Genomic DNA, 22697 nt, shown 5'->3' with positions numbered 1-22697 from the left:
GCGGCGGCCGGGGTGGCGGGCGCCGGCCGGGCCGCGGTCGGCGAGCCAGGCGCGGTCGGCCAGCGGCAGGTCGGCGGCGACGGCGGGGACGCCGCGCCGCGCGGCCCAACGGAGGGCGACCAGTTCGGGCGAGAAGTCGGCGAACGGGTAGAAGGCGGGCGATCCCGGGTCCGGCCCCGGCTCCACGGCGGCCAGCGCGACCGGCGCCGTCGTGTCCTCGTGGGCCAGCCAGCCGAGCCACTCCTGGAGCTCGGCCGGCAGTTCGACGAGCAGCACCTCGGGCTCCGCCGCGTCGAGCAGGGCGGGCACGACGGCGGCCAGGGACGGCGCGTGGTGCCGCACCCCGATCAGGAAGGGCCCGGCCGGGTCGGTGAGTTCCCGGAGGGCGGCGGCGGGCGGGGCCGGCGGGTGCGCGGTGGTCATCGCCTTCAGTCCTCCAGGGCCGAGCGGAGGTCCCAGAGGGTGCGCCAGGTCTGGGAGCCCTGTTCCGCGCGGCGGCGGACCGCTCCGTCCCAGTAGCCGCGCAGGCAGGCGGCGTCGGCCGGCTCGTCCTTGCGGATCACGCCGAGCAGGTGGCCGGGCAGCAGGCCGAGCACGTCCCGCTCGGAGGGGAAGTAGGCGGCGGCGAGGGCGAGTGAGCCCGCGACCGAGACGGCCTCGGCGGTGCTCATCACGCTGGTCGGCCGCGCCACCTCCCAGCCCTCGGCCGACCGGCCGTCGCGCAGGTCCCGGAAGGCCGTGACCAGGGCTTCGAGGACGGCGTCGTCCACCTGGTAGGGGACGCCGGCGCGCTCGACCGCGGCCCGGGACTGGCGGCGCACCAGGGCGGTCTCCACGTCGAGGTCGGGGATCGGGCCCACGGTCTCGAAGTTGAAGCGGCGCTTGAGCGCGGCCGACATCTCGGAGACGCCCTTGTCCCGCAGGTTGGCCGTGGCGACGAGGGCGAATCCGGGGGCGGCGTGCAGCTGGGCGTCCGCGGTGCCGGCGAGTTCCGGCACGGCGACGCGGCGCTCGGAGAGGAGGGAGACCAGGGCGTCCTGCACCTCGGGCAGGCAGCGGGTGATCTCCTCGACCCGGGCGACGGCCCCGGTGGTCATCGCGGTGAGCACCGGCGAGGGCACCAGGGCCTCGCGGCTCGGGCCCTTCGCCAGCAGCAGCGCGTAGTTCCAGCCGTACCTGAGCTGGTCCTCGGTGGTGCCCGCGGTGCCCTGGACGGTGAGGGCGCTGGTGCCGCTGACGGCGGCCGAGAGCAGCTCGGAGAGCATGGACTTGGCGGTGCCCGGCTCGCCGACGAGCAGGAGCCCCCGCTCCCCAGCCAGGGTGATGACGCAGCGCTCCACCAGGGCCCGCTCCCCCACGAACTTCCTTGCGACGACCAGCCGGCGTGGCAGCTCGGCGATGGCGGCCGACTCCTCGGGGAGGGCGAGCGGTTCGCCGCCGCTGCCCATCACGAAGGTGACCACGGCGCGCGGGGTGAGCCGCCAGCCCGGCGGGCGCGGTCCTGTGTCGTGCGCGGCGAGGAAGGCCAGCTCGGTGGCGAACTCGTCCTCGGGCGGGGTGATCTGCCGCGGAGGTGCGGAGGTCGGCGCGGGGGCGGTCATCGGCGGCCCTTCCTGGTGGCACGGGTGATCAGCTCTTCGTAGGCGGGCGCGTCGCCGTCGAGCACCCGCGCCCAGGCGCGTTCGAAGAGCTCGGCGACGGGCAGGTGGGGTATGCCCCGGGAGCTGACGTGGGGCCCGTGGAGGGCTTCCTTCCAGGTCTCGACGGGGAGCAGCGGGGCGCGGTGCTCGGCCCAGCCGCCGGGCAGGAAGAACCGGCGGCCGGCGCGGGCGCGCTGGGCGGTGACGACCAGGTCGGTGGCGGCCAGCTCGGCGTTGGCCCGGCGGACCCTGGCGGGCTTCCAGCCCGTCCAGCGGGTGCGGTTGCGGTCCGTGGGGTCGGGCAGGGCGAGCAGTTGGAGGTAGACGGCGGCGGCGTCCTCGCCGATGCCGTGCCGGGCGGCGACCTCGGCGACCAGGTGGGGGACGCTGCGCTGCGGGTCCTGGGCGTAGCCGGCGGCGCCCTCGCCGCCGGCGCGCACGGCGCGGCCGAGGCCGTCGGCCAGGACGGCGCGCAGCGGGTTCAGCGCGTAGCGGGCCCTGGGGGCGCCGAGGACGCCCTCGACGAGGCCGAAGGTGGGGTCGTCGGGGCCGGTGAGGCCGGCGGGGCGCAGCCAGGTGGCCTCGGTCGCGCCGTACCAGGGGAAGACGACGAGCGCCTCGCCGATCCGCAGCAGCCCGTCGGCCCCGAAGCCGCCGGCCTCGGGTAGGCCGTGCGCCTCGCGGAGCCGCCGGGCGGTCGAGCCGCCGGACTCGGCCCACTCGATGTCCAGGTCGAGGACGAGTCGAGGGTCCGCGAGCCGACGCCGAAGCCCTTCGAGCGCGGCGGGCAGGGCGGCGCGCAGCGGGTGATCGAGCGGCAGGCCGTAGGCCAGGGTGGCGAGCGCGGTGACGGCCGCGGTCAGCTCGCCGCGGCTCGGCACCGCAGCGCGGTCGTCGGCCTGAAGGCGGTTTCCCTCCAGCCGCTGGGTGGTGGTGCGGGCGAGCCACGGGGTGTGGGCCGGGTTGAGCACGGCCGTGGCGGCGTCGGGGTCGAGGCCGAGCTGGGCCACGGCCTCCTCGGGCACCAGATGGCGGTCGCCGAAGCGGCCGTGCCAGGCGCTCGCCGCGGCCTTCGTGTCGGGGCCCTCGGCCCAGGCCGTGGCCGGCTCGCCGGGAAGCAGGGCGCCGATCGCCATGGCCAGGCCCTGGGTGTCGAGGGCGGCGAGCAACTCCCCCGCGTGTTCGGCCTGTTTGGGCTTGAGGCCGAGGGTCGCCAGCGTCTCGGCGGTGGGTTCGTGGGGCAGCCCGGCGAGCAGCAGCGCGGCCTGGACGGGGCCGAGCCCGGTGCGGGCGGCGAGGTCGGCGGCCGGCTCCGGGCGCCACGGCACGGGGCCGTGTTCCCTGACCAGCCTGACCACGTCGAGCAGCGGTGCGGGGGTGGGCCGGCCGGGGAAGGCGCGTTCCTCGGCGAGCGTGAAAGGGGCCACGGGGCCGAAGGCGCCGGTCGGGTCGTGGTCGAGGGCGAGCCAGTGGGTACGGCCGGTCTCCCGGTCCTCGCGCTGGACGGCCAGAATGACCACGGTGCGGTCGCCGCGCCGCAGCACCTGGCCACCGCGCCTGGCGTTCACGCCCTGCTCGACGAGGACCAGCCGGCGCAGGGCGCCCCGGCCGGCGAGCGGCCCCTCGGCCAGGGCCTGGAGGAGGAGCAGCAGGGCCTCGCGTTCTTCGTCGCCCAGGAGTTGTCCGGTGGCCCGGTGGGCGAGGGCGCGCTGGGCGGCGAGCAGGGGCGTCCAGTCGAGGTGGGCGGAGGGCGCGGTGCGCTCGTCGGTCGTCCAGCCGGCGGGCAGCGGCTCGGCGCGGTACCTGGCGGGCAGTGGCCGGCCGGTGGCGGGTTCGCCGGCGAGCACCCGCCCGGCGGCGCGGATCTGCTGGAGCACCGCCCAGGAGGAGGACTGGTGGTAGGGCATGCGGGGGTCGGGGGTGACGAGACCGCGGACGGCCCGCAGCAGGGTGGCGTTGTCGCCGTGCGGCGGCCGGTACTCCTCGAACATGGCCAGCTCGCGGGAGGCCGCGTCGAGGCTCTTCGGGACGGCGAGCCGGGCGGCCGAGCCGACCTGCCGGACCGCGATCCCGACGATGCCGGCGACGCCGCGGCGCAGCGCCTGGTCGGTGAGTTCTGGCAGGACCCGGGCGACGGCGGCGGCGACGGCCTCGTCCTCGGCGCGGCGGCGCTCGGCGGCGGGGATCTCGCGGCCCGCCTCCCTGGCGGCCAGTTGGGTGGCGCGCTGTTCGGCCTCGGCCTCGGCGACGGCGGTGATCAGATGTTCGGCCTTCTCGTCGGTCAGGGCGCGGAGGGCGCGTGATCCGGCCTCGTCGCGGGGGCGCAGCAGGTGCCAGAAGGGCGCCGGCGGGACCAGCGGGGTGCCGGCCGCGAACTCGCCGCCCGGCTGGGCCTGGACGGCGCTGCCCAGCATGCCGTGGACCCGGTGGGCGCCCGCCTCGAAGAGGGCGAGGTCGCCGCCGTGGATCGCGAGGACGGGTTCGGCTCCGCCGGGGAGCCGGGGCGCGCCGACGGGGATCCGGCGGGGGCCGTCTCCGGTGAGGGTGACGGTGCGGCCGTCGGGGGAGCCGGCCCTGAGGACCTTGCCGCCCTGTTCGGCGCGGACCCACCAGCCGAGCCGGTGGCCGTCGGTGCCGAGCGGGGTGTCGGCGAGGCCGACGGGCAGCGGGAGCACGGAGCAGTGCTCGGCGAGCAGTCGGGCGTCGTCGGTGAGGGCGCCGGCCAGGAACGCCGGCAGCGAGGCGCGGCCCTCGGCGCCGGTGGTCGGGTCGTACTCGCGCCAGGAGTGGAGCCGGTCGTGCGTGCCGAGGGACCAGTGGCCCGTGCCGTCGCCGAGGACGGCCCGCTCCTCGGGGAGCGCCGTGTCGCCGGCGTGCAGCGGCCGGGTGCCGGTGGCGCGGCCGCCGCCCGGCAGGGCCAGGGTGACGGCGGTGTTGGGACGGTGCCAGCCGCCGGCTCGCGCGCCGCCGAGGCGGAAGACCTCGTCGGGGCGGGCCGACCAGTAGGCGCGCTGCTCGCCTCCGTGCCACCAGGTGACCAGCAGCTGGCCGTCGACGTAGCGGAAGTCGGGTTGCTGCCAGTGGAGTTGGTCGGGGATCCGGAGCTCGTGTTCGAGCAGGACGCCCTCCTGGCCGACGACGACGGCCCGGGTGGCGGTGCCGACGATCAGCGCCGGCCACGCCTCGTGGACGGTGTACTGCCGCTGGTGGCCGCTCGGCTCGCCGACGAGCCGCACGGCCTCCTCGAGGGCGGGCCAGCCGAGCTCGTCGAAGATCCCGGCGCGCAGCGTGCGGCCGAGGACGGGGCCGAGCCGGTGGGCGGCGAGCCTGGCCAGCGCCTCGGGGTGGACCTCGGCGACGGTGGCGCCGAAGGGCAGCAGGGCGTCGAGGGCCGTGCGGGCGGCCGGCAGGCCGGGCGCGGCGACGAACTCCTCGACGCGGGCGCCGAGCCACTCCCGCAGCACGCCGCGGAGCACCGGGTGGGCGACGACGGCGTCGAGCGCCTCGCCGTTGCGCCGGCCGCCGGTCTCGCCGACGACGGTGGACAGGGCGGGGGCGAACCGGGGGTCGGCGGCGAGGGCGGCCAGGTCGCGGCGGTCGCTCTCGGGGGCCTGGAGCCAGCTGCCCAGGTCGAACCTGGGGCGGCGGGGCGGGTCGGCCACCGGGATGTTCTCGGCGAGGCAGAGGTCGAGCAGTTCGAGGTCGGTGCCGCCGCGCCAGCCGTGGTTCTGGACGAGGGCGACCGGGGTGGCGTCGGCGCGCAGCCGGGGCGCCATCCGGCGGGCCAGGGCGTAGCTGTCGGGCGAGTGGCGTGGGCCGCGCCAGCCGCGGCTGAGGTGGCCGGCCCAGCGGGAGAGCCAGTCGGCGGCGGCCACGCCGGCCGCCGGCGGCTGGGCGGTGAGCAGGGCCTCGGCCTGGGCTTCGGCGAGCAGCCGCAGCCAGAGCTCGTCTCCCCCGTCCTCGGCGGCGAGGCTGCTGGGGAGGATCTCCAGCAGCCGGCGGCGGATCTCGGGCCGCTCGCGGCCCAGCGCGGCGAGGGCCTCGCGGTATCCGGTCCAGAAGGAGCGGGGGGCGCGGACGATCGCCGGGGAGCCGAGGAGTTCGGCGAGCAGTTCGCGCTCCTCGGCTGCCGGGTCGAGCCCGGCGGCCCTGATCAGCCGGCGGCTGTCCTGCGGGAAGGAGGCGTAGGGCGGCAGCCCGGCGGCGCACCGCTCGACCGTCAGCTGGCGGAACTCGGCCCACGCCTGGGCGGCGGGCAGCCGCCCGGTGAGGTCCCTGACGTGTTCCTTGAGCTCCTTGGCGGTGAGCGCGCCGGCGAAGGCGAACTCCAGGAAGACGGCGCGCTGCCTGGCCTCGTCCACCGCGAGGCCGTGGGCCCGCTCGGCGGTGCGGGCGCGGCCGAAGAACGCGGCGGCGTACCGCGGGTTCTCGACGGCGAGGAACGCGCGGGCGGCCTGCTCGTAGTAGGTGGGCAGGAAGTGCGGGACGGAGCGGCCGAGGCGCTCGCCGAGCTCCTCGAAGCCTTCCCTGGCGTGGCCGGCGCGGGACCCGGCGAGCCGGGCGAGCCGCTCGATGTCGCGGACCAGGGCGAGGGCGTGGTGCCCGTTGGCCGGGTCGTTGACCAGGGCCCAGGCGGGGAAGCCGAGGGTCTCGCGGCGGACCTGGCCGACCGTGGGGGCCTCGCCATCGCGGCGCAGGCCGAGGAAGTCGAGAGCCAGGTCCTCGGCCTCGCCGAGGGTCTCGGGGACGAGCCGGACGATCCGCCGGTCGTCGAGGACGGGGTGGATGTAGACGCGGGCGGTCAGTCCGTCCGCGTCGGCCCCTTCGTGACTGTCGGGCGCCAGGATCGCGCCGGCGTCGAGGGCGGTGGCGTCACTCACTTGTCCTGCTCCTTCTCGATCTCGCGGCAGGCGTGCAGCGCGGCGGCCATCCGCATGCCCTCTGACCAGGCGACCGGGCCGACCTCGCCGAGGCGCAGCCCGCGCCCGGCCGTGTCGCTCCAGGTCAGCGGCCCGGTCTCGGTCTCCTCGTAGCCCTCGTACTCGCCGAGCCAGACGCGGGCCTCGACGGTGCGGCCGGCCTCGAAGACGGGGCAGACGGCCTGGCCGCCGCGGACCCGGTAGCCGAGGGAGGTGGCGCGGCCGGCGAGGAAGCGCAGCTGCTTGAACCGGCCGCCGGCGAAGGTGTCGACGGCGGTCGCCTCGGGGTTGACTCCCTCGCGCCGCCACACCTCGCGGTGCAGTTGGCCGACGCCCTGCCGGAGATCGAGTTCGGTGGCGAAGTCGCGGAGCTCCGCCAGGTCGTCGAGGAGGACCGGGTGCGGGATGCGCAGCAGTGCCGGGCGGACGCGCACGGTGTCGCCGTCCAGGTCGACCAGGCCGATGCCGCGCTCTGGGTCGGCGTCCCGCAGGAAGCCGGCGACGGCGCCCGCCTCGTCGGTGACGACCAGGTCGCGGAGGGCGGCCCGCCAGGCGGCGTCGGGCCAGACCTGGGTCAGGACGGCGGCCGGCACCGGCAGGGACCTGATCATCCAGCGCTCGACGCTCGCGACGCACTCGCGCTCGTGCCGCGCCAGCCACTCGACGAGCTGGCGGAGCTGGACGACGGCCGGCTCGTCGGCGATCCTGGCGGGCACCGTCCTGAGCCGCCGCCCCGCCTTGTTGCGGCAGACGACCCTGCCCGCTTCGTCGAGCGCGACCTCGTAGTCGCCGGCCCCGATCCACCCCATGACCATCTCCCTGTGGTCGTGCTTACGATGATCAGGACTCTAGAAGCAGCCACTGACAGTGGCCCCCGCAGTGCGACGCTCCCGACGGCGGGCCACGCGACGCTCCCTGACGGCGGGTCACCGGACGGGAGAGACATGGCGGACGAGGCGGGTGCCGGGGCGCGGCCGGTGCGTTGGGGGATCCTGGCGACGGGCTCGATCGCCTCCAGGTTCGCGGGCGACGCGCAGCGGATGCCGGAGGCCGAGCTGGTCGCGGTGGGTTCGCGCGCGAAGGGCCCGGCCGAGGAGTTCGCGGAGCGTTTCGACATCCCGCGGGCGTACGGGAGTTGGGCGGAGCTGGCGGCGGACGACGGCGTGGACGTGGTGTATGTGGCGACGCCGCACAACGCGCACCACGCGGCGGTGCGGCAGTGCCTGGAGGCCGGCCGGGCGGTGCTGTGCGAGAAGCCGTTCACGCTGAACGCGCCCGAGGCCGAGTCGCTGGTGACGCTGGCCAGGAGCCGCGGCCTCTTCCTGATGGAGGCCATGTGGATGTACTGCAATCCGACCATCCGACGGATGGTGGGTCTGGTGCGGGACGGCGCGATCGGCGAGGTGCGGGCGGTGCAGGCCGACTTCGGGATCGGCGGCCCGCTCGATCCGGGGCACCGGCTGCTCGACCCGGCGCTGGGCGGCGGGGCGCTGCTCGACCTGGGCGTCTACCCGGTCTCGTTCGCCCAGCTGCTGCTCGGCGAGCCCGAGGAGGTGGCGGCCTGGGCCCGGCTGACCGGCGGGGTGGACACCAACACCGGGCTGCTGCTGGGCTTCGCCTCCGGCGCGGTGGCGACGCTCAGCACCTCGCTGGTGGCGGACACGCCGCGGACCGCTTCGGTGACCGGCTCGGCCGGCCGGATCGAGTTCCCGCGCGGCTTCTTCTTCGCCGACCGCTTCGTGCTGCACCGGCCGGGGCGGGAGCCCGAGGAGTTCGCCGACCCGGGCCCCGCGGACACCTTCGTCCACCAGATCGCGGAGGTCACGCGTGCCCTGCGGGCCGGGGAACCGGAGTCGCCGCTGGTGCCGCTCGACGGCAGCCTGGCCGTGATGCGGACGCTGGACGCGGCCCGCGCCCGCATCGGGCTTCGCTACCCGGGCGAGTAGCGGACGACGTCTCGGGGGCGGCCGCCCCCGAGACGTGTCGCGTCACCTGGCGGCGACCCACTCCCGCTGGCCGGCCAGCTCGGCCTTGGCGTCGGCCAGCTGGACGGCGACCGCCGAGGGGGCCGTGCCGCCGCGGGCCGAGCGGGCGGCGAGGGCGCCGGGCACGCTGAGCACGGTGCGGACCTCGGGCGTGAGGTGCGGGGAGATCTTGGCGAACTGCTCGTCCGTCAGCTGGTCGAGCTCGATGCCCTCCGCCTCGCACACCTTGACGCACTCGCCGGCGATCTCGTGCGCGTCCCGGAACGGCACGCCCTGCTTGACCAGCCACTCGGCGATGTCGGTGGCCAGCGAGAAACCGGCCGGGGCCAGCTCGGCCATCCGCTCCTCGTTGACCGTGAGGGTGGCCAGCATCCCGGTGAACGCCGGCAGCAGCACCTCGAGTTGGTCGCAGGAGTCGAAGACCGGCTCCTTGTCCTCCTGGAGGTCGCGGTTGTAGGCGAGCGGCAGCGCCTTCAGGGTGGCGAGCAGCCCGGTCAGGTTGCCGATGAGCCGGCCGGACTTGCCGCGCGCCAGCTCGGCGATGTCCGGGTTCTTCTTCTGCGGCATGATCGAGCTGCCGGTGGAGAACGCGTCGTGCAGGGTGACGAAGGAGAACTCCTTCGTGTTCCAGACGATGATCTCCTCGGCGATCCGGGAGAGGTCCACGCCGATCATGGCGGTGACGAAGGCGAACTCGGCGGCGAAGTCCCGGGAGGCCGTGCCGTCGATGGAGTTGGCCACGGAGCCGCCCTCGAAGCCGAGGTCGGCGGCGACCGCCTCCGGGTCGAGGCCGAGCGAGGAGCCGGCCAGCGCGCCCGAGCCGTACGGCGAGACGGCGGTGCGCGCGTCCCACTGCCGCAGCCGCTCGGCGTTCCTGGAGAGCGCCTGGACGTGGGCGAGCACGTGGTGCGCGAAGAGCACCGGCTGGGCGTGCTGGAAGTGGGTGCGCCCCGGCATGGCGGCGCCCGGGTGGGCGTCGGCGAGGCCGATCAGCGCCTCCTGGAGGTCGGCGATCAGCCCGCCGATGATCCTGGCGTGGTCGCGCAGGTACATCCGGAAGAGCGTGGCCACCTGGTCGTTGCGCGAGCGGCCGGCGCGCAGCTTGCCGCCGAGCTCGGGGCCGAGCCGTTCGAGCAGGCCGCGCTCCAGCGCGGTGTGCACGTCCTCGTCGGCGATGGTGCCGGTGAAGGAGCCGTCGGCGACGTCGGCGGCGAGCCGGTCGAGCCCGGCCAGCATCCGGTCGAGCTCGTCGGCGGTGAGCAGCCCGGCGCGGTGCAGCACCCGGGCGTGGGCGCGGGAGCCCGCGATGTCGTAGGGGGCGAGCCGCCAGTCGAAGTGGACCGAGGCGCTCAGCTTCTCCAAAGCGGCGGCCGGGCCGTCCGCGAAGCGACCGCCCCAGAGCCTGACGTCCTGGTTCACCTGGCCAACTCCCGTCGTTCTGCGATCGTCGTTCTGCGATCTCGCCGGACACCCCGACGGAATAAGTATGCAGACCCCTGCATGATTCGTCAAAGCGGAACGACAAGGTTGGGCAAACCACCCTACCCGGGTAGGACTTACGCGCGAATCACCGAGGGATCACGCCCCTTCAAGCACACCACTCCCCTCACCCACACGAGTGAAATACCGACGGGCGAGCGCGCTCCGTTGCCCCTTTGGCCTGAGCAGACCCCCTGGTCAACCCGGTCGAACAGAGCGACAACGGCGCGCGTTGCTTTTCAACGGCGCGCGGCGGATGCAAAACACGCCGTTCCAGCACCACGGGGAAAGCGGCCAAGCTGACAACACGATCGCCGCCCACCGCGCAGCGCCACCGGCGCGCGGCGGCGAACGCGTGAGCAGGGCCGTTACCGCGCGGCGGCGAGCCTGCCCGTCGCATCAGTTGTCCGTGCCGGGCCAGCCCGGAACGCCGAAGCCAGCGGAGGTCCCTGCATGACCACACTGCCCGAGACGAAGGACGAGCGGGCCACCGCGCTCGCCGCCCTGAGCCGCACCCGCGAGCTGCTCGACCCCGGCCTCCGCGAGTGGGTGGGCCGGCTGCCGAAGCCCGTGTCCCGGGTGGCCTCCTACCACTTCGGGTGGACGGACAGCGCCGGCCGCCCGGGCACCGCGCCGGCCGGCAAGGCCCTGCGGCCGGCCCTGGTGTTCGGCTGCGCCGAGGCCGTGGGCGCCGCCGCCGAGGAGGCGCTGGCCCCCGCCGTCGCGGTGGAGCTGGTGCACAACTTCTCGCTGCTGCACGACGACATCCTGGACGGCGACACCACCCGCCGGCACCGCGCCACCGCCTGGGCGGTCTTCGGCTCGTCCGCGGCCCTGCTCGCCGGGGACGCGCTGCTTGTCCAGGCCAGCCGGGTGCTCACCGAGGACCCGCCGGGCCGCACCCGCACGGTCACCGGATTACGGTGGCTGGCCGACGCCACCACCCAGCTGATCGAGGGCGAGCAGACCGACATCGGCTTCGAGGAGCGGGCACACGTCTCGCTCGCCGAGTGCCTGGCGATGACCGAGCGGAAGACGGCCTCGCTGCTGGCCTGTTCCTGCGCCCTCGGCGCCCTGTGGGGCGGCGGTTCCGCGGAGCGGATCGAGGACCTGCGGCGCTTCGGCCTCCACCTGGGCATGGCCTTCCAGCTGGTCGACGACCTGCTGGGCATCTGGGGCGATCCCGAGGTCACCGGCAAGCCGGCCGGCGCCGACCTGGCCAGCCGCAAGAAGTCGCTCCCGGTGGTCGCCGCGCTGGACTCGGGCACCCCGGCCGGGCGCCGGCTCGCCGAGTGCTACGGCCCCGGGCGCGCCCCGGAGACCGAGCCCGAGGAGATCGGCAGGCTCGCCGACCTAGTGGCCGAGGCCGGCGGCCGGGCCTGGGCCGAGGAGGCGGCGGAGCGGGAGTTCATCCAGGCCCTGGCCTGCCTGCGCGCCGCGGCACCCGCCGAGCCGGCCGCGGCCTCGCTGGCCGCGCTGGCCCGCCTCGCCTGCCGCCGCGACCGCTGAGAACCGCTGGAACCCGCCGAGAGCTCCCCGAGAGAGGAAGCATCACCGATGGGGAAGGTACTGCTGGCCGCACCGCGCGGTTTCTGCGCCGGCGTCGAGCGCGCGGTCGCCACCGTGGAGGAGGCGCTGCGGCAACACGGCCCGCCGGTCTACGTCCGTCGCCAGATTGTGCACAACACCCATGTGGTGCGCGAGTTGGCGGCGCGCGGCGCGGTCTTCGTCGAGGAGCTGACCGAGGTGCCGGAGGGCGCGCTCGTCGTGTTCTCGGCACACGGCGTCGCCCCGGCCGTGCACCGGCAGGCGGCCGAGCGCCGGCTGACCGTGGTGGACGCGGTCTGTCCGCTGGTGACCAAGGTGCACCGGGAGGCCGAGCGGTTCGCCGCCGACGGCTACCAGATCGCGCTCATCGGCCACGCCGACCACGAGGAGGTCGTCGGCACGGTCGGGCACGCGCCCGGGCACATTCACGTCGTCGAGTCGCCGGCGGAGGCCGAGCGGCTGCCGGTCGCCGATCCGGCGAGGGTGGTCTGGCTCTCCCAGACCACCCTCGCCGTGGACGAGGTCACCGAGACGGCGCGGGCGCTGCGCGCCAGGCTGCCCGAGCTGGCCGATCCGCCGGGCGACGACGTCTGCTACGCCAGCCAGAACCGGCAGGACGCGGTGCGGGCCATCGCCGCGCGCTGTGACCTGCTGCTGGTGGTCGGCTCCGCCAACTCCTCCAACTCGGCGCGTCTCGTGGAGGTCGCGCTGCGCGCCGGAGCCCGGGCCGCCCGGCTGATCGACACGGCCGCCGAGGTCGCCGACGAGTGGTTCGACGGCGTCGCCACGGTGGGCGTCACGGCCGGCGCCTCGGTGCCCGAGGTGCTGGTGGGCGAGCTGGTGGCCGTGCTCGCCGAGCACGGCTACCGGGAGGTGGAGGAGGTGCCGGTGGCCCGCGAGACGCTGAGGTTCGCGATGCCGCGACGGCTGGCGCCCGGCTGACGCAGGGGTGACGCCGCGCGGCGGCACGCCGTCAGTCCACCGCCTGCTCCCGCTCCTTCTGCTTCTGGGCCAGCCGGAGCAGGTGGTCGGCGAGCGACTGCCCGCCCGTGGCCGCCCGGCTGATCAGCAGCAGGGTGTCGTCACCCGCGATGGTGCCCAGGATGTCGTGCACCTCGGCCTGGTCGATCGCGGAGGCGAGGAACTGCGCGGCGCCCGGCGGCGTGCGCAACACCACCAGGTTGGCGGATGCCTCGGCGGAGATCAGCAGCTCGCCGGCGAGCCTGGCGAGCCGCTCCTCCTTGGCGGACTCGCCGAGCGGCACCCGCGGCGTGCGGAAGCCGCCCTCGCTCGGCACGGCGTAGATCAGCTCTCCCCCGGAGTTGCGGATCTTCACCGCGCCGAGCTCGTCGAGGTCGCGGCTGAGCGTCGCCTGGGTGACGCTCAGTCCGTCGTCGGCGAGGAGCTTGGCCAACTGGCTCTGGGAGCGCACCGGCTGACGGTTGAGGATCTCCACGATCCTCCGGTGCCTGGCGGTCCTGGTCTGGGGCAGGGACGATCCCCCTGTCCCCGGGGCCTTCTGCGCCGCCACCACGGGCTGCCGCTCGTCGGTCATGCTCCCCCTTCGGGTCTCATCGCGCTGCCGCTGACGCGTCGGCGTCGTCGAGGATCCGGGGCAGCGCCGCGAGCAGCGCGTCCACCTCGGCCTCGCCGATGATCAGGGGTGGAGCGAGCCGCACCACCTCGGGGGTGGCGGCGTTGACCAGGAATCCGGCCTGCTGAGCCGCCCGCTGCACCTGCGCGGCCAGCGGCTCCGTGAGCACGATACCGAGCAGCAGGCCCGCGCCCCTGACACGGTCGACCAGCGGGTGTCCGAGATTCCACACACCGTCACGCAGCCGCTCCCCGGCGGCCTTGACCCGCTCGAGCAGCCCCTCGGACTCGATGGTGTCGAGGACGGCGAGGGCGGCGGCGCAGGAGACCGGGTTGCCGCCGAAGGTGGAGCCGTGCCTGCCGGGCGTGAGCAGCTCGGCGGCCTCGCCGAAGGCGAGCGTGGCGCCGATCGGCAGGCCGGCGCCGAGCCCCTTGGCGAGGGTGACGACGTCCGCCTCGACGCCCTGCGCCTGGCCGGCGAACCAGTGCCCGGTGCGGCCGATGCCGGTCTGCACCTCGTCGAGCACCAGCAGGGTGCCGGTGGCCCTGGTGATGGCGCGGGCCTCCGCCAGATAGCCGTCCGGCGGCACGACCACCCCGTTCTCGCCCTGGATCGGCTCGATGATCACCAGCGCGGTGTCGGTGGTGACGGCCGCCCGCAGCGCCTCGGCGTCGCCGAACGGCACGTGGGTGACGTCGGCGGGCAGCGGGTGGAAGCCTTCCTGCTTGCCCGGCTGACCGGTGAGCGCGAGGGCGCCCATGGTGCGGCCGTGGAAGCCGCCCTCGGTGGCCACCATGTGGCGCCGGCCGGTGAGCCGGCCGATCTTGAACGCCGCCTCGACCGCCTCGGCGCCCGAGTTGCAGAAGTAGACCCGGCCCGGCCGGCCGGCCAGGGTCAGCAGCCGCTCGGCGAGGGCCACCGGGGGCTCGGCGACGAACAGGTTGGAGACGTGGCCGAGCAGCGCGATCTGGTCCGATACGGCGCGCACCACGGCCGGATGGCCGGTGCCGAGGGAGTTGACCGCGATGCCGCCGAGGAAGTCCAGGTACTCCTTGCCGTCGGCGTCCCAGAGCCTGGGGCCCTCGCCGTGGGTGAGCGGGACGCGGGGGGTGCCGTAGTTGTCCATCAGGGCACCCCGCCAGCGCGCGTTCAGCGCGTCGTTGCCCGTGGCCTCGTTCGTTGCGGTGCTCATGACGGCTGTCCCGTGCCCTTTCCGTTTCCGTTGGCTCCGTCGTCGTCCGCGGTGTCCCGCGCGGCCGGGGGGTCGGGCACGACCATGGTGCCGACGCCCTCGTCCGTGAAGATCTCCAGGAGGATGGCGTGCTGGACTCGGCCGTCTATCACCCGCGCGGTGCTCACGCCGTTGCGCACGGCGTGGAGGCAGCCCTCCATCTTGGGCACCATGCCGCTGGCCAGCTCGGGCAGCAGCCGCTCCAACTCGCTGACGGTGAGCCGGCTGATCACCTCGTCGCTGGTGGGCCAGTCGGCGTAGAGGCCCTCGACGTCGGTCAGCACCATCAGGGTCTCGGCGCCGAGCGCGGCGGCGACCGCGGCGGCCGCGGTGTCGGCGTTGACGTTGTAGACGTGGTGGTCGTCGGCGCTGCGGGCGATGGAGGAGATCACCGGGATGCGGCCGTCGTCGAGCAGGGCCCGGATGGCTCCGGTGTCGGTCGCGGTGATCTCGCCGACGCGGCCGAGGTCGACGCGCTGGCCGTCCACGTCGGCGTAGCGCTTGGTGGCGGTCATCAGGTGGGCGTCCTCGCCGGTCATGCCGACGGCCAGCGGGCCGTGCCGGTTGAGCAGGCCGACCAGCTCGCGCTGCACCTGGCCGGCCAGCACCATGCGGACCACGTCCATGGTCTCCGGGGTGGTGACCCGCAGCCCGGCGCGGAACTCGGAGGTGAGGCCGAGCCGGTCGAGCTGGGCGTTGATCTGCGGGCCGCCGCCGTGCACCACGACGGGCCGGAGCCCGGCGTGCCGCAGGAAGACGACGTCCTGGGCGAAGGCGGCCTTCAGCTCGTCGTCCACCATGGCGTTGCCGCCGAACTTGATGACGACGGTCCTGCCGTGGTGGCGGGTGAGCCAGGGCAGCGCCTCGACGAGGATCCGGGCCTTGGGGAGGGCGGTGTGCTTGCGGGTGCCGCCGTTCTGGGTGGTCGTCATGAGGAGTAGGCGCTGTTCTCGTGCACGTAGTCGGCGGTCAGGTCGTTGGTCCAGACGACGGCGGAGGCGTCGCCCGCTGACAGGTCGGCGGTGATGGTGACCTCGCGGTAGCGCATGTCGACCAGCTCGCGGTCCTCGCCCACCGAGCCCTGGCGGCAGACCCAGACGCCGTTGATGGCGACGTCCAGCCGGTCGGGGTCGAAGGCGGCCGAGGTGGTGCCGATGGCGGAGAGCACCCGGCCCCAGTTGGGGTCCTCGCCGTGGATGGCGCACTTCAGCAGGTTGTTGCGGGCGATGGAGCGGCCGACCTCGACGGCGTCGTCCTCGGTGGCGGCGTTCACGACCTCGATCCTGATGTCCTTGGAGGCTCCCTCTGCGTCCCCGACGAGTTGCCTGGCGAGGTCGGCGCAGACGGTCCTGACGGCCTCGGCGAAGGCCGCCGGCTCGGGCGCCACGCCGGAGGCGCCGGAGGCCAGCAGCAGCACGGTGTCGTTGGTGGACATGCAGCCGTCGGAGTCGACCCGGTCGAAGGTGGTCCTGGTGGCGGCCCGCAGCGCCTCGTCGAGCGCGGCGGCCTCGACGTCGGCGTCGGTGGTGAGGACGACCAGCATGGTGGCGAGGCCTGGGGCGAGCATGCCGGCGCCCTTGGCCATGCCGCCCACGGTCCAGCCGGCGCCCTCGGCGGCGGCGGTCTTGTGGGTGGTGTCGGTGGTCTTGATGGCGATGGCGGCCTTCTCGCCGCCGTGCGGCGAGAGCTCGGCGGCGGCCTGGTCGACGCCGGGCAGCAGCTTGTCCATCGGCAGCCGGAGGCCGATGAGGCCGGTGGAGGCGACGGCGACCTCGCCCGCGCTGTGACCGAGCGCCGCGGCGACCCGCTCCGCGGTGGCGTGGGTGTCCTGGAAGCCGAGCGGCCCGGTGCAGGCGTTGGCGCCACCGGAGTTGAGGACGACGGCGGTGACCGCGCCGCCCTTGAGCACCTGCTCGGACCAGACCACGGGCGCCGCCTTGACCCGGTTGCTGGTGAACACGCCGGCGGCGGCACGGCTCGGGCCCTGGTTGACGACGAGCGCCAGGTCGGGCGCGCCGCTCCCCTTGATCCCGGCGACGACGCCGGCGGCGGTGAAGCCCCGGGCGGCGGTGACACTCATGGCGCGACTCCGATCGTGGAAAGGCCCAGCTCCTCGGGGAGGCCGAGGGCGACGTTCATGCTCTGCACCGCGCCGCCCGCGGTGCCCTTGGTCAGGTTGTCGATCGCGCTGATGACGATCAGGCGGCCGGCCGACTCGTCCAGGGCGACCTGGAGCAGCGCGGCGTTGGATCCGGCGACGGCGGCCGTGGTGGGCCACCGGCCCTCGGGCAACAGCCGGACGAAGGGCTCGCCGGCCAGCGCCTCGGCGTAGACCTCGCGCAGCCGGGCGGCGGTCAGGCCCGGCCTGGCCCTGGCGGAGCAGGTGGCGAGGATGCCGCGGGACATGGGGGCGAGGGTGGGGGTGAAGGAGACGGTGACCCGCTCGCCGGCGACGGCCGAGAGGTTCTGGATCATCTCGGGGGTGTGCCGGTGGCCGCCGCCGACGCCGTAGGGGCTCATCGCGCCCATGACCTCGCTGCCCAGCAGGTGCGGCTTGAGCGAGCGGCCGGCCCCCGAGGTGCCGCTGGCCGCCACGATCACGGCCTCCGGCTCGGCTATGCCGGCGGCGTAGGCCGGGAAGAGCGCCAGCGAGACCGCGGTGGGGTAGCAGCCGGGCACAGCTATCCGCCGGGCGCCGCGCAGCTTCTCCCGGCCGCCGGGCAGCTCGGGCAGGCCGTAGGGCCAGGTGCCGGCGTGCGGCGAACCGTAGAAGCGTTCCCAGTCGGCCGCGTCGGCCAGCCGGAAGTCGGCGCCGCAGTCGATGACCAGCGTCTCGTCGCCGAGCTGCTCGGCGACGGCGGCCGAGTGGCCGTGCGGCAGGGCGAGGAAGACGACGTCGTGGTCGGCGAGCGCGGCCGCGGTGGTCTCCTCGACCACCCGGTCGGCCAGCGGCAGCAGCTGCGGCTGCGACGCGTCGAGCCGCTGCCCGGCGCTGGTGTTCCCGGTCAGCGCGCCGATCTCCACCTCGGGGTGCCCCGAGAGCAGCCGCAGGATCTCGCCTCCCGCATAGCCACTCGCTCCCGCCACCGCAGCACGCAACGTCATCGCCTCCTTGTTAGGACAGCATGACTATACGCAGCACGACAGTTTTATGCAATGAGATCTCGCTCGTCGCCGCCGAGGTAGCGCCCGGGGGACGTGCCGACGGTTCGCCGGAACGCCGCGAGGAACGCGCTCGGCGTCGCGTATCCCACGGCGTGTGCGACCCGGGAGACGGGCTGGCCCTCGGCGAGGAGGGGCAGGGCGGCACGCAGCCGCGCGTGGGTGCGCCAACGATCGAAGTTCATGCCGGTGTCCTGGACGAACAACCGGGTCAGGGTGCGTCGGCTCACCCCGACGGCCCGGGCGTGCGCCTCGAGACCCCTGGGGTTCCCAGGGTCGGCGAGCAGCGCGGCGGCCACGGCGCGTACCCGGTCGTCGGAGGGCTCGGGCACGTCGATGGGAGTGGCCGGCAGGGGGCGCAGGAGGTCGAGCACGACCGCCTCGGCCCGCAGCCGCGCGTCGTCGGGGAGGTTCTCGCGGCCGAGGTGGGCGATCAGGTGGGCCAGCAGTCCGTCGACGGCGACGGGCGTGGGTTCCGTCCAGCCCTGGTCGCAGCCGTCCGGTTCGAAGTAGAGGCTGCACAGCACCGCGTCGCGGGTCGCGCCGGTCCGGTGGACAACCCCCGCGGGCAGCCACAACGCCCGGGTGCGCGGCAGTACCCAGTGGGCACCGTCGACGGCGACGCTGATCACCCCACGTCACGCCCAGGCCAACTGGTGCTGCGGGTGACTGTGCGGGACGAACCACTGCCCGGAGGTCAACGGAAAGTTCCCGACGACGATGGCGCCCACCCCGGCAGGGGCGGCCTCCACGACGGCATAGGGCATGCCCCACAGCCTATGTCCTCAATGCGATACGACGTGGCCCCATAGCGCATCGCGGCCAGCGCCACCGGTGCATAGCGTCGTCCCATGCCGATCGATCAGCCGCGCCACGGGCGCCACCACCGTTCACACAGGCCGGGCAGGAAGACGGGGCGCCCGGCATGACCGCGGTATCGACCACGACCGGCGCGCACCCCTTCGGGCGCCGCGGCCCCGCCCTGGTGGTGCTGTGCTTCGTGCAGTTCATGCTCGTCCTGGACGACAACGTGGTGAGCGTCGCGCTCCCCAGCATCCGCGACCAGCTCGGATTCGACACCGCGGGCCTGGCCTGGGTCGTCAACGCCTACTTCCTCGCCTTCGGCGGACTGTTGCTGCTGTTCGGCCGCATGGCCGACCTGCTGGGCCGCAGACGCGTCTTCCTGACGGGGGTGACGCTGTTCGGTGCGGCGAGCCTGCTCTGCGGGCTCGCGCAGGAGCCCTGGCAGCTGGTGGCCGGGCGGTTCGTGCAGGGCACGGGCGCGGCCATGGCCAGCCCGGCCGCACTCGCGCTGATCGCCCTCCTGTTCCCCGGCGCCGAGGAGCGCGCCAAGGCGTTCGGCATCTGGGGCGGCATCGCGGCCCTTGGCGGCACGATGGGCCTGGTGGTCTCCGGCGCGTTGACCGGCCTCGCGTCCTGGCGCTGGATCTTCCTGATCAACCTGCCGGTGGCCCTGGCGGCCGTTGTGCTGCTCCCGCGCCTGGTCCCCGACAGCCGGGCCGGGCACGGGGCGCGCCTCGACGTACCCGGTGCGGTACTGGGCACCGGCGCCCTGGTGTCCCTGGTCTACGGCCTGCTGAGGACCGGGGAGTCGGGCTGGGGGGACCCGGCCGCCTTCGGGCCCCTGGTTCTGGCCGTGCTCGTGGCCCTCGTCTTCGTCGTGGTCGAGGCGAGGACCGCCGAGCCGCTCGTGCCGCGGTCGTTCCTGACCTCTCGGATCCGCGCCGTCGCCAACGGGGCGACTCTGCTGTTCTCCGCCGCCATGTACGCGATGGCCTTCCTGCTGATGGTGCACCTGCAGACCGTGCTGGGCTATCGGCCGCTCACGGCCGGCGTGGCCTACCTGCCCTACTGCGCCGGCATCCTCGCGGGCATGTGGCTCTCCTCCCGAGCGGTCGTCAGGTTCGGCCTGCGCCCCGCCCTCGTCATGTCCTTCCTGATCAGCGCGGCCGGACTGCTGTCGCTTTCCGGCGTGGCACCGAGCGACGGCTACGCCTCCGGGGTGCTGCCCGGCATGCTCGCCACGAGCCTGGGGTCAGGGCTGGCTCTGCCCGCCCTGACCGTGGCCGCGCTGACGGGCACCACCGAGGAGAACGCCGGCCTTGGGTCGGCCGTCCTGAGCTCCGTTCAACAGGTCGGAGGGGCGGTGGGGGTGGCGGTGCTCGTCGCGCTGGCCACGAGCCACGGCGACGCCCTGGCCGCGCAGGACGGCCCGCTGCGCGCCGCGACGCGCGGCTACTCACTGGCGCTCACCGTCGGGGCCGCCCTCCTCGCGCTCGGCGCGGTCCTCGTCGCCACCTCGCTCGGGAGGAACCGCCGCGCTTCTCCCTAGGGCTGGACCTCGTCGAAGAGGGCGAGGGCTTCGGCGGGGTCCGGGCCGACCAGGCGGTCGAGACCGGCGGTCGTGATCTCCGCCCACCCGCCGGCCCGCGCCCACATCCGTTCCTCGAAGGCGCGGACGGCCTCGTCCAGCTCGCCGGGGCCGGTGGCGGCGGCGAGGGACTCGGCGAGTTCGGCGCCCTCCAGCATCGCGAGGTTCGCGCCCACCCCCAACGGGGGCATCAGGTGGGCGGCGTCGCCCAGGAGCGTCACCCCTGGCACGTGGGCCCAGGTGTGCGAGACGGGCAGCACGTGGAGGGGGCGGTGGACGAAGGCGGTGCCGTGGTGGAGGAGGGCGAGGACGGGAGCGGTCCAGCCGTCGAACAGGGCGAGCAGGCTTGATCGCACGGCCTCGGCGTCGGCCAGGTCCAGGTTCGCGTGCCAGTCGAGCGGCGCGCGGAACTGGGCGTACACCTTGACGTGCCCGCCGCCGTTGCGCTGGGCGACGAGGCCGCGGTTCACGCCATAGACGGCCACGGAACCGTCGCCGACCAACCGGGCGAGGTCGGGGTGCCGGGTGTCGACGTCGTCCAGGGAGGTCTCGACCGAGGTGACGCCGGTGTAGTGCGGCGTCGCGGACGAGACCGCCGGGCGTACCCGGGACCAGGCGCCGTCCGCGCCGACCACGAGGTCGAACGCCTCCTGGCGCCCGTCCGCGAAACGGACCAGCGCGCCGTCCCCGGCCGTCGGCACCACCTCCGTCACCCCGCACCCCCACCGCACGTCCAGGGGGCCGAGCAGCAGGTCACGGAGTTGCCCGCGGTCGATCTCGGGATTGGCCCGGCCGCCGGGACGGGGGCGCCAGTCGCGCAGCACGGTCCCGTCCGTGTCCAGGATCCGCATGGCCTGCCCCTCGGGGCGGGCCATCGTCTGGAACTCCGCCAGCAGCCCCGCCTTGTCCAGGGCGAGTTGGCCCAGCGTGTCGTGCAGGTCCAGGGTGCCGCCCGGGGGACGGGCGTCGCGGGCGGGATCGCGTTCGAGGACGGTGACGGGGTGATCGTGGCGGTGCAGGACGCGGGCGAGGGTGAGGCCGGCGGGGCCGCTTCCGACCACGGCGATACGGTGTCTCATGTCGATACACTGTATTGACTCATTCATATGTATCGCAAACCGTGCGGCGCGGGGACGCCCACCGGCCCCCGTTCGCCCCCGTTCGCCGCCGGTAGGGTCGGGCCCCGAGGGGGCGGCCATATTGATCAGGTTGATCACGTTGAGCGGCGGCGCCGGCGCCGGCAAGACGACGTTGGCACTGGCCCTGGCGGGCCACGCCGGCGGCGCCGGCCCGGTGCGGGTGGTGCACGGCGACGACTACTACGTCGACGAACGCGGGCGCGGCAGCTGGCTGCCGGACGAGAACGGCGTGCCCCGGCTCGACGTCGGCGACCCGCGCTCGATGGACTTCGCCCGACTCGACGCCGACGTCGCCGCGGCGCTCGCCGCCGCCCCACGACCGGTCGCCGTGATCGTGGAGGGGATGTTCGCCTTCCGCTGCCGCCGGCCGGCGACGACGGACCCGCGACTCCCGCGACTCCCGCGACTCGACGTGTTCGTCGACCTCGCGGCCGACCTACGGCTGGCCCGCAAGATCCACCGGCAGTGCGTGCGCGGCGACTTCCCCGTCGCCGTGCTGCTGGCCAACTATCTGAACCTGCGGCGCGACGCCTTCCTCCGCCAACGTCGAACCGGCGCGCGCCACCTGCGACCTGGTGGTCGACGGCGAACTGCCCGCCGCGACGCTGGCCGAGCGCGTCTGGGCCGCGGCGGCGGTCAGCCGAGCCTGAGGCTCCAGCGACCCCGCCCACCACTGAGGCTGACCACCGAAAGCGGGTGCACCTCGGTGCGCCAGTACGACAGCGGCGGCGCCTTGAGCGCGTAGAGCATCGCGGCCCTGATCACCGAGGGTTCGGTGACGGCCACCACCCGGCCGTCGTCGTCGATCGGGCGGGTGTCGAGCCAGCCGCCCACCCGGGCGACGAACGAGAGCAGCGGCTCGCCGCCGTGCGGCGCGGAGCGCGGGTCGGAGAGCCAGACGTCGACCGCGCCCGGCTCGCGGACGGTGACCTCCTGCAGGGTGAGCCCGCTCCAACGGCCCATGTCGCAGTCGCGCAGGGCCGGTTGGGCGAGCGGGGCGAGGCCGATGGCCTCGCCGGTCTGCCGGCTTCCCGGGGTCGGCGAGCAGTAGCGGAGCTCGGCCGCGGCCAACGGCAGCAGGGCCGGAATGGCGCGCTCCAACTCGCGCCAGCCGGCGGTGTCGAGTGGGCGGTCATCGCCGAAGCGGGCATCGAGCAGGGTGGAGCTGCGGGCTGCGGCGATCAGCGTGACCAGCATGGCGCGATCGTACGAGGACTCGAATAGCCGCACCACTACGGTGACGTAAATCTCACGCGGGTTCCGGGCGTCCACAGTTCGCCGTCACGGGGCGCTCGACGGCCCGCTCGACGGCTCGCTCGACGGCCCCTGATCAGGGCCCGCGGCGAAGCACTCACCCCAGGCGACGCCCAACCTGCGCACGCCCTCGACGAGTTCGGCGAGCCCGGCGGCGGGGGCGAAGCTGAGGCGGACGTGGGGCGCCGGCGGCTCGGCCGCGTAGTAGGGACGGCCGGGCGCGACCGCGACGCCCGCGCGCAGCACCGCGGCGGCCAGCGCCGACGCGACGGCGCCCGGCGGCATGTGCGCCCCCGGTAAGCTCGCGGTGTGCCATCCATGAACGACCTCGTCCGCCAGCACACCGACCTCGGG

At 74.9% G+C, this 22697-nt stretch carries 18 protein-coding genes and 1 pseudogene; 5 read left to right on the top strand and 14 right to left on the bottom strand.

The features are described from left to right. From ACYVPE_RS33935 to ACYVPE_RS33920, 4 genes are all read right to left on the bottom strand, one after another. Positions 1-423 (bottom strand): DUF5682 family protein (locus ACYVPE_RS33935; RefSeq protein WP_461037645.1); only part of this gene is annotated, 423 nt, incomplete at its 3' end. A 5-nt stretch (positions 424-428) separates the two neighbouring features. Beyond that, positions 429-1601 (bottom strand): ATP-binding protein, encoded by a 1173-nt coding sequence (locus ACYVPE_RS33930; protein ID WP_461037644.1) that lies wholly within the window; start codon positions 1599-1601, stop codon positions 429-431. Next, positions 1598-6520 (bottom strand): hypothetical protein, encoded by a 4923-nt coding sequence (locus ACYVPE_RS33925; protein WP_461037643.1) that lies wholly within the window; start codon positions 6518-6520, stop codon positions 1598-1600. Before ACYVPE_RS33925 ends, ACYVPE_RS33930 begins: the two co-directional genes overlap by 4 nt. Next, complete coding sequence (locus ACYVPE_RS33920; RefSeq protein ID WP_461037642.1) at positions 6517-7368, bottom strand: DUF4132 domain-containing protein; 852 nt, start codon at positions 7366-7368, stop codon at positions 6517-6519. The genes ACYVPE_RS33925 and ACYVPE_RS33920 overlap by 4 nt, the downstream gene beginning before the upstream one ends. Positions 7369-7503: 135 nt before the next feature. On the opposite strand from ACYVPE_RS33920, the gene ACYVPE_RS33915 reads away from it, so the two are divergent. Continuing rightward, on the top strand, positions 7504-8505 hold the full coding sequence (locus tag ACYVPE_RS33915; protein ID WP_461037641.1) for a Gfo/Idh/MocA family protein: 1002 nt from the start codon (positions 7504-7506) through the stop codon (positions 8503-8505). A gap of 42 nt (positions 8506-8547) precedes the next feature. Here the strand turns inward: ACYVPE_RS33915 and argH are convergent, their stop codons facing one another. Continuing rightward, positions 8548-9963 (bottom strand): argininosuccinate lyase, encoded by a 1416-nt coding sequence (argH, locus tag ACYVPE_RS33910; RefSeq protein WP_461037640.1) that lies wholly within the window; start codon positions 9961-9963, stop codon positions 8548-8550. A 513-nt stretch (positions 9964-10476) separates the two neighbouring features. Here argH and ACYVPE_RS33905 point away from each other — a divergent pair. Beyond that, the gene (locus tag ACYVPE_RS33905; RefSeq protein WP_461037639.1) at positions 10477-11532 is read left to right on the top strand and encodes a polyprenyl synthetase family protein; all 1056 of its coding nucleotides are present in this window, start codon (positions 10477-10479) and stop codon (positions 11530-11532) included. Positions 11533-11538: 6 nt separating this feature from the next. After that, positions 11539-12513 (top strand): 4-hydroxy-3-methylbut-2-enyl diphosphate reductase, encoded by a 975-nt coding sequence (locus tag ACYVPE_RS33900; protein WP_461037646.1) that lies wholly within the window; start codon positions 11539-11541, stop codon positions 12511-12513. A gap of 31 nt (positions 12514-12544) precedes the next feature. Here ACYVPE_RS33900 and ACYVPE_RS33895 read toward each other — a convergent pair whose 3' ends face one another. The 6 genes and pseudogenes from ACYVPE_RS33895 to ACYVPE_RS33870 form a co-directional block, all read right to left on the bottom strand. Continuing rightward, complete coding sequence (locus ACYVPE_RS33895; protein WP_461037638.1) at positions 12545-13126, bottom strand: arginine repressor; 582 nt, start codon at positions 13124-13126, stop codon at positions 12545-12547. A 16-nt stretch (positions 13127-13142) separates the two neighbouring features. Continuing rightward, positions 13143-14357, bottom strand: coding sequence for an acetylornithine transaminase (locus ACYVPE_RS33890; RefSeq protein ID WP_461037637.1), 1215 nt, complete (start codon positions 14355-14357; stop codon positions 13143-13145). After that, positions 14354-15328 carry an acetylglutamate kinase gene (gene argB / locus ACYVPE_RS33885; protein WP_461037636.1) on the bottom strand — a complete coding sequence of 325 codons (975 nt, stop codon included), beginning with the start codon at positions 15326-15328 and terminating at the stop codon, positions 14354-14356. The genes ACYVPE_RS33890 and argB overlap by 4 nt, the downstream gene beginning before the upstream one ends. Beyond that, the gene (gene argJ, locus ACYVPE_RS33880) at positions 15325-16476 is read right to left on the bottom strand and encodes a bifunctional glutamate N-acetyltransferase/amino-acid acetyltransferase ArgJ (protein WP_461037635.1); all 1152 of its coding nucleotides are present in this window, start codon (positions 16474-16476) and stop codon (positions 15325-15327) included. Before argJ ends, argB begins: the two co-directional genes overlap by 4 nt. Continuing rightward, the gene (gene argC / locus ACYVPE_RS33875; protein ID WP_461037634.1) at positions 16473-17501 is read right to left on the bottom strand and encodes an N-acetyl-gamma-glutamyl-phosphate reductase; all 1029 of its coding nucleotides are present in this window, start codon (positions 17499-17501) and stop codon (positions 16473-16475) included. The genes argJ and argC overlap by 4 nt, the downstream gene beginning before the upstream one ends. 44 nt (positions 17502-17545) lie before the next feature. After that, a pseudogene (locus ACYVPE_RS33870) lies at positions 17546-18325 on the bottom strand (AraC family transcriptional regulator). A gap of 158 nt (positions 18326-18483) precedes the next feature. Between ACYVPE_RS33870 and ACYVPE_RS33865 the strand changes: the two are divergent. Next, positions 18484-19911, top strand: coding sequence for an MFS transporter (locus tag ACYVPE_RS33865; RefSeq protein ID WP_461037633.1), 1428 nt, complete (start codon positions 18484-18486; stop codon positions 19909-19911). Here the strand turns inward: ACYVPE_RS33865 and ACYVPE_RS33860 are convergent. Further along, positions 19908-21029, bottom strand: coding sequence for an FAD-dependent oxidoreductase (locus ACYVPE_RS33860; protein ID WP_461037632.1), 1122 nt, complete (start codon positions 21027-21029; stop codon positions 19908-19910). The two genes, ACYVPE_RS33865 and ACYVPE_RS33860, sit on opposite strands and share 4 nt — an antisense overlap. A 130-nt stretch (positions 21030-21159) precedes the next feature. Between ACYVPE_RS33860 and ACYVPE_RS33855 the strand changes: the two genes are divergently transcribed. Beyond that, complete coding sequence (locus tag ACYVPE_RS33855) at positions 21160-21834, top strand: hypothetical protein (RefSeq protein ID WP_461037631.1); 675 nt, start codon at positions 21160-21162, stop codon at positions 21832-21834. Here ACYVPE_RS33855 and ACYVPE_RS33850 read toward each other — a convergent pair. Further along, positions 21726-22286 (bottom strand): histidine phosphatase family protein, encoded by a 561-nt coding sequence (locus ACYVPE_RS33850; RefSeq protein ID WP_461037630.1) that lies wholly within the window; start codon positions 22284-22286, stop codon positions 21726-21728. The two genes, ACYVPE_RS33855 and ACYVPE_RS33850, sit on opposite strands and share 109 nt — an antisense overlap. 84 nt (positions 22287-22370) lie before the next feature. Then, complete coding sequence (locus ACYVPE_RS33845) at positions 22371-22628, bottom strand: hypothetical protein (protein ID WP_461037629.1); 258 nt, start codon at positions 22626-22628, stop codon at positions 22371-22373. Between the last annotated feature and the right edge of the window lie 69 nt (positions 22629-22697).

It is taken from the genome of Streptomyces mayteni, assembly GCF_054783955.1.
Note: the sequence above shows the minus strand (reverse complement) of the source record. Positions and strands in the feature narration are given on the sequence as shown.